Source organism: Chryseobacterium sp. SSA4.19 (genome assembly GCF_022601875.1).
In the GTDB taxonomy this organism is placed as follows: domain Bacteria; phylum Bacteroidota; class Bacteroidia; order Flavobacteriales; family Weeksellaceae; genus Chryseobacterium.
This window is the reverse complement of record NZ_JAKVIP010000053.1, coordinates 1-5,209: the sequence shown is the minus strand read 5'-3', so window position 1 is coordinate 5,209 and position 5,209 is coordinate 1. Positions and strand designations below refer to the sequence as shown.

The following is a 5,209-nucleotide window of genomic DNA, read 5'->3' as shown; positions in this document are numbered from 1 at the left end:
CAGGTCTTTTAAAATTTCATTAAAAAAGATTTGCGGGATAGAAAAAGATTTGTATCTTTGCAGTCCGGTAAAACGGGAGCGCAGGAGTAGAGGGTTGAATGGTTGATGAAGGGATTAAGGTTAATAAAAAAACTTTAAATTTTCTTTCAAAACATTTGGCTGATTAGAAATAAAGTTTTACTTTTGCACACGCAAATACAGCGAGACCCAACGACAGAAAAGGGATGCTGAGGAAGCGGAAGAAGAGAGATCATTGAAAAATAGATATACAACCAAGTAAGGAAAAACTAAAGCGTAAAAATAACTTTGAGTGAGTCAGACAAACATACAATGGAGAGTTTGATCCTGGCTCAGGATGAACGCTAGCGGGAGGCCTAACACATGCAAGCCGAGCGGTAGAGATCTTTCGGGATCTTGAGAGCGGCGTACGGGTGCGGAACACGTGTGCAACCTGCCTTTATCAGGGGGATAGCCTTTCGAAAGGAAGATTAATACCCCATAATATAATGAATGGCATCATTTATTATTGAAAACTCCGGTGGATAGAGATGGGCACGCGCAAGATTAGATAGTTGGTGAGGTAACGGCTCACCAAGTCGATGATCTTTAGGGGGCCTGAGAGGGTGATCCCCCACACTGGTACTGAGACACGGACCAGACTCCTACGGGAGGCAGCAGTGAGGAATATTGGACAATGGGTTAGCGCCTGATCCAGCCATCCCGCGTGAAGGACGACTGCCCTATGGGTTGTAAACTTCTTTTGTACAGGGATAAACCTACTCTCGTGAGAGTAGCTGAAGGTACTGTACGAATAAGCACCGGCTAACTCCGTGCCAGCAGCCGCGGTAATACGGAGGGTGCAAGCGTTATCCGGATTTATTGGGTTTAAAGGGTCCGTAGGCGGATCTGTAAGTCAGTGGTGAAATCTCACAGCTTAACTGTGAAACTGCCATTGATACTGCAGGTCTTGAGTAAGGTAGAAGTGGCTGGAATAAGTAGTGTAGCGGTGAAATGCATAGATATTACTTAGAACACCAATTGCGAAGGCAGGTCACTATGTCTTAACTGACGCTGATGGACGAAAGCGTGGGGAGCGAACAGGATTAGATACCCTGGTAGTCCACGCCGTAAACGATGCTAACTCGTTTTTGGGTTTTCGGATTCAGAGACTAAGCGAAAGTGATAAGTTAGCCACCTGGGGAGTACGTTCGCAAGAATGAAACTCAAAGGAATTGACGGGGGCCCGCACAAGCGGTGGATTATGTGGTTTAATTCGATGATACGCGAGGAACCTTACCAAGGCTTAAATGGGAATTGACAGTTTCAGAAATGAGATTTTCTTCGGACAATTTTCAAGGTGCTGCATGGTTGTCGTCAGCTCGTGCCGTGAGGTGTTAGGTTAAGTCCTGCAACGAGCGCAACCCCTGTCACTAGTTGCCATCATTAAGTTGGGGACTCTAGTGAGACTGCCTACGCAAGTAGAGAGGAAGGTGGGGATGACGTCAAATCATCACGGCCCTTACGCCTTGGGCCACACACGTAATACAATGGCCGGTACAGAGGGCAGCTACACAGCGATGTGATGCGAATCTCGAAAGCCGGTCTCAGTTCGGATTGGAGTCTGCAACTCGACTCTATGAAGCTGGAATCGCTAGTAATCGCGCATCAGCCATGGCGCGGTGAATACGTTCCCGGGCCTTGTACACACCGCCCGTCAAGCCATGGAAGTCTGGGGTACCTGAAGTCGGTGACCGTAACAGGAGCTGCCTAGGGTAAAACAGGTAACTAGGGCTAAGTCGTAACAAGGTAGCCGTACCGGAAGGTGCGGCTGGAACATCTCATTTTAGAGCGTCTTTAAGACGATAAACAAAATTAGTACGCAAGTACAGAGTACTTACTTAAAGTTAAAGCTTTAGTTTTTTATTTGGTTGATATATTAAAAAAATACAAACCCACTAGAAATTAGTATAGGGAAGAGATTAGGAAAAGAAGTTGGAAATTAGAAGTTAGAGAATAGTCTAACATCTGAAGTCTACCATCTAACATCTAAAACAGAGTCTCGTAGCTCAGCTGGTTAGAGCGCTACACTGATAATGTAGAGGTCGGCAGTTCGAGCCTGCCCGAGACTACTAATTGAAAAGACGGGAAGAAGAAAGAGAAAAGAAAAAAGATAAATCTTTATTCTTTATTCTTTACTCTCCAAGTCTACTAGAGGGGGAATTAGCTCAGCTGGCTAGAGCGCCTGCCTTGCACGCAGGAGGTCAAGGGTTCGACTCCCTTATTCTCCACAGTTTTGGAAGTTTGATTTAAAAGTTACGATTGGAGCCAAAAACAACAATTGTTCATCAAACGGAAAAGAAGAATTTAAGATCATTGACATTAACGGTAAAGACATCACAAAGAGAAAACCGAGCACTTATAAGTGCTTGAGTAACCTAAAAATAGGAAAGAAATCGTTAAGGGCGTATGGCGGATGCCTAGGCTTTCAGAGGCGAAGAAGGACGTGGTAAGCTGCGAAAAGCTCGGGGGATTGGCACACACGAATTGATCCCGAGATGTCCGAATGGGGCAACCCGGCATGTTGAAGACATGTCACTCTAAATTTATTTAGAGAGCAAACCCGGAGAACTGAAACATCTAAGTACCCGGAGGAAAAGAAATCGAAGAGATTCCGTAAGTAGTGGCGAGCGAACGCGGATTAGCCCAAAAGCTTTTATATGTTTAATAGAATGTTCTGGAAAGAACAGCCGTAGAGGGTGATAGCCCCGTACATGAAAGGCATATTTGAGTGATAAATGAGTAGGGCGGGACACGTGAAATCCTGTCTGAATATGGGGGGACCATCCTCCAAGGCTAAATACTCCTGAAAGACCGATAGTGAACAAGTACTGTGAAGGAAAGGTGAAAAGCACTTCGAATAGAAGGGTGAAATAGAACCTGAAACCGTACGCCTACAAGCGGTCGGAGCCCACATGTTGGGTGACGGCGTGCCTTTTGCATAATGAGCCTACGAGTTAATTTTACTAGCGAGGTTAAGGTATTAAGTACCGGAGCCGGAGCGAAAGCGAGTCTGAATAGGGCGCATAGTTAGTAGGATTAGACGCGAAACCTTGTGATCTACCCATGGGCAGGTTGAAGCTCTGGTAACACAGAGTGGAGGACCGAACCGGTTGACGTTGAAAAGTCTTCGGATGACCTGTGGGTAGGGGTGAAAGGCCAATCAAACTGGGAGATAGCTCGTACTCTCCGAAATGCATTTAGGTGCAGCGTCGATTTATAGTTTATTAGAGGTAGAGCTACTGATTGGATGCGGGGGTTTCATCGCCTACCAATTCCTGACAAACTCCGAATGCTAATAAATGATGGTCGGCAGTGAGGGCATGGGTGCTAAGGTCCATGTCCGAGAGGGAAAGAACCCAGACCAACAGCTAAGGTCCCCAAATATATGCTAAGTTGAAGCAACGCGGTTGGACTGCATTGACAGCTAGGATGTTGGCTTGGAAGCAGCCATTCATTTAAAGAGTGCGTAACAGCTCACTAGTCGAGCGGTCCGGCATGGATAATAATCGGGCATAAGCATATTACCGAAGCTATGGATTTATAATTAATTATATCTGGTAGGAGAGCATTCTGTTTGCATCGAAGCAGTATCGTGAGGTATTGTGGAGCGTACAGAAAAGAAAATGTAGGCATAAGTAACGATAAAGGGGGCGAGAAACCCCCTCACCGAAAGACTAAGGTTTCCTCAGCCATGCTAATCAGCTGAGGGTTAGTCGGGACCTAACGCGAACCCGAAAGGGGTAGTGGATGGACAATGGGTTAATATTCCCATACTTGCTCACACTAAAAAGGGGACGGAGTGCCGTACTTACTGGAGACTGACGGAATAGTCAAGGCCTAGCCTTCGGGCGAAGCTGCTGTAAGGAAAGTGCTTCCAAGAAAAGCCGAAGTGAAGCAACCCGTACCAAAACCGACACAGGTAGTCGAGGAGAGAATCCTAAGGTGCTCGAGTGAGTCGTGGCTAAGGAACTAGGCAAAATAGTCTCGTAACTTCGGAAGAAGAGACGCCAGCAGCAATGCTGGCCGCAGTGAAGAGGCCCAGGCGACTGTTTATCAAAAACACAGGACTCTGCTAAATCGAAAGATGCTGTATAGGGTCTGACACCTGCCCGGTGCTGGAAGGTTAAGGAAGGGCGTTAGCGTAAGCGAAGCGTTTGACTGAAGCCCCAGTAAACGGCGGCCGTAACTATAACGGTCCTAAGGTAGCGAAATTCCTTGTCGGGTAAGTTCCGACCTGCACGAATGGTGTAACGATCTGGGCACTGTCTCAGCCACGAGCTCGGTGAAATTGTAGTATCGGTGAAGATGCCGATTACCCGCAATGGGACGAAAAGACCCTGTGAACCTTTACTATAACTTCGTATTGACTTTGAGTAAGTAATGTGTAGGATAGGTGGGAGGCTTTGAAGCTGGCACGCTAGTGTCGGTGGAGCCAACGTTGAAATACCACCCTTTACTTACTTGGAGCCTAACTTCTTTCAGAAGGACATTGCGTGGTGGGTAGTTTGACTGGGGTGGTCGCCTCCAAAAGAGTAACGGAGGCTTTCAAAGGTACCCTCAGCACGCTTGGTAACCGTGCGTAGAGTGTAATGGCATAAGGGTGCTTGACTGTGAGACCAACAAGTCGATCAGGTGCGAAAGCAGGACATAGTGATCCGGTGGTTCCGTATGGAAGGGCCATCGCTCATAGGATAAAAGGTACTCCGGGGATAACAGGCTAGTCTCCCCCAAGAGCTCACATCGACGGGGAGGTTCGGCACCTCGATGTCGGCTCGTCACATCCTGGGGCTGGAGAAGGTCCCAAGGGTTGGGCTGTTCGCCCATTAAAGTGGCACGCGAGCTGGGTTCAGAACGTCGTGAGACAGTTCGGTCTCTATCTATTGCGGGCGTTAGATGTTTGAGAGGGCTTGATTCTAGTACGAGAGGACCGAATTGAACAAACCTCTGGTGTATCAGTTGTACCGCCAGGTGCACCGCTGAGTAGCTACGTTTGGAAGAGATAAACACTGAAAGCATATAAGTGTGAAACTCGCCTCAAGATGAGACATCTTTTAAGGGTCGTGGGAGATGACCACGTTGATAGGCTACAGGTGTAAAGTTGGTAACAGCATAGCCGAGTAGTACTAATTACCCGTAGATTTATAGCCTA

At 47.1% G+C, this 5,209-nt stretch carries 2 tRNA genes and 2 rRNA genes; all 4 read left to right on the top strand.

Annotated elements, in window-relative coordinates:
* Positions 1–327: 327 nt before the first annotated feature.
* Positions 328–1,844: ribosomal RNA gene (locus MKJ01_RS18605) — 16S ribosomal RNA — on the top strand.
* Positions 1,845–2,055: 211 nt separating this feature from the next.
* Positions 2,056–2,129: transfer RNA gene (locus MKJ01_RS18600), tRNA-Ile, on the top strand.
* An 85-nt stretch (positions 2,130–2,214) separates the two neighbouring features.
* Positions 2,215–2,288: transfer RNA gene (locus MKJ01_RS18595), tRNA-Ala, on the top strand.
* A 158-nt stretch (positions 2,289–2,446) separates the two neighbouring features.
* Positions 2,447–5,207: ribosomal RNA gene (locus MKJ01_RS18590) — 23S ribosomal RNA — on the top strand.
* Together the 16S and 23S rRNA genes with 2 tRNA genes alongside form the textbook arrangement of a ribosomal RNA operon.
* Positions 5,208–5,209 lie beyond the last annotated feature (2 nt).